Here is a 2,166-nt window from a genome sequence, read left to right on the forward strand (position 1 = left end):
ACCACACACACCTCTATGAAATGCTGATTGTACTGGGTTGGACGGCCATTTTTATCTATTTGTCGTACGCTTTATTGAAAAAGAGGGATTTGTAGTATCTTGTGGTGTTTGACTAAGGAAAAGATTGCTGCTGTCTTTCATTCTCCCTAAACCTCATAAACGTTTCAGGGCAAAATGCACTGTTGCAGCATATCTCAGACTTAGAAGATAATGCATGAGGAGGCTATTTTACATATTTGGTGCCGTATTGATAGGGGTGTTAACGCTAACGCCGGCTAATGCCCAGGAGTGCCCGGTTCCGGTCTTCCCGCAGGACGGGGCTACTGTTCCAGTGGATGCGGTTATCAGCTGGACCGAAGTTTTTGGAATAACTGCCTATAAGATACGGTTAGGATTAACCCCAGGGGGAAATGAAATTTCACCTCTGGTTTCTACAGGCTTATCCACCAGTTTTACCCCTCCGTTGGGACTTCCCGAAAGCTCTCAAATCTTCGTAAGCCTATACATTTTCAACAGAACCCAGGGGGATACCCTATGTGTGAGTTACAGCTTTTTTACAGACAGTTTTACTGCTCCGCCAGGATGTACTACACTAGCCTCTCCTGCGGATGGACAAACCAATGTACCCGTCCAATCCGTCATTCGCTGGAGGTACAGCCCTACCGCAACCAGTTATCGGTTATCAATTGGTACTACCCCCGGGGGATCAGAAGTGCTGAACAATGCAGTAATAACCGACCTCTCATACAATCCTCCGGCAGATCTACAACCGGAAACCGATTATTACGTAACTATCATCCCGGAAAATCGTCTTGGACAAGCAACGAATTGCGATGAATTTAGTTTTCGTACCGGTCCACTCGCCACCATACCGGCCTGTTCACCCATTATCTATCCCTCGGATCTGGAATTCGATGTCCCCCTATCCCCCAGGATCCGATGGAGTCCCGTCACAGGAGCAGATGGATATTTAGTCTCAATAGGGACCTCACCCACCCTTAACGATATCCTGGACAATGCCGATTTTTCGAGTGATACCGAGACGAATGTGATCAACTTTGACCCCAACCGGCAGTATTTCATAACGATTACCCCCTATAATTCGGCAGGAATTGCGCAGAACTGTAGGCAAACCAGTTTCTTTACCCTCCTGGGTTGTGGCCCCTACTTTGATACGTCCGGGAATTTAATCGACCTCAGCCCGGTATTGAATTTTCCGACTAGTATCGGGATCTGTGAATCCGGGGATAACAGGATCAGTGCCATCGCAGAGGGATTTAATTCTGCAGATGGGTATCGCTGGTACCGAATACCCTCGTTTGGCAGGGAGGAACTTCTGGCTGAAGGTCCGGAATTCGATGTCCCGGAGGATGGGGAATACCGGCTCGAAATCTATGATGTGTATACAGGACCGTCTGGCCCGTACGAATGTGCTACTTCACAGGTATTCAACGTGACACAGTCCGAACAGGCGGTAATTGAGAGCACAGATGTACAACTTGGGGTGGGCGTGATCACTATAGAGGTAAGGGTAAGCGGAAACGGGGACTATGAGTTTTCCCTGGGTGATGCAGCCGGCCCCTATCAGGACAGTAACCGCTTTGTTGGCCTTCCTATTGACAATTATCGTGTTTTTGTAAGGGATAAGAACGGATGTGGTATTTCTGAGGTGTTTATTGAGCCTGACCTTACCCTGGAGGGCTTCCCGAAATTCTTTACCCCAAACGGGGATGGGGTAAACGATTACTGGCAATTCATTCCGCCTTTCAGCGGGAGTTCCAACCTGGATGCGATATTTATCTTTGACCGTTATGGCACCTTACTTGCACAGATCGATCCCGATTCTGTAGGATGGAATGGAGAGTATCAGGGCACTCCTCTGCCCGCAAGCGACTATTGGTTCCTGGCTACCACACGGGATCAAAAGCAGCTCCGGGGGCATTTTTCGCTGAAACGCTAGCACACTTCACCTGGGGATTGAGCTAACTGCATTTGCTTTCGTATTTTTGCAAAGCTTAAAAAATCAATTCCACGAACGTTGAAATTTAAAGTTGTTTCCGAGTTTACTCCCACCGGGGACCAGCCGCAGGCCATCCGTGAGCTCGCTGAGGGCATCGAAGCCAATGAGCGCTATCAGACCTTACTGGGGGTGACCGGATCGGGAAA

At 48.7% G+C, this 2,166-nt stretch carries 1 protein-coding gene and 1 pseudogene; both read left to right on the forward strand.

Annotation, left to right across the window (positions count from 1 at the left end):
- Window positions 1-95 (forward strand): annotated as a pseudogene (locus AC4E7D_RS14245) (ABC transporter permease); the annotation flags it as partial.
- Between the two features lie 119 nt (window positions 96-214).
- Complete coding sequence (locus AC4E7D_RS14250; RefSeq protein ID WP_490174442.1) at window positions 215-1,960, forward strand: T9SS type B sorting domain-containing protein; 1,746 nt, start codon at window positions 215-217, stop codon at window positions 1,958-1,960.
- Window positions 1,961-2,166: the final 206 nt, after the last annotated feature.

Source organism: Lentiprolixibacter sp., from assembly GCF_982873095.1.

Coding starts and splice junctions, on each gene's coding strand:
- AC4E7D_RS14250 (WP_490174442.1), top strand. CDS start 215: ATGAGGAGGCTATTTTACATATTTGGTGCCGTATTGATAGGGGTGTTA.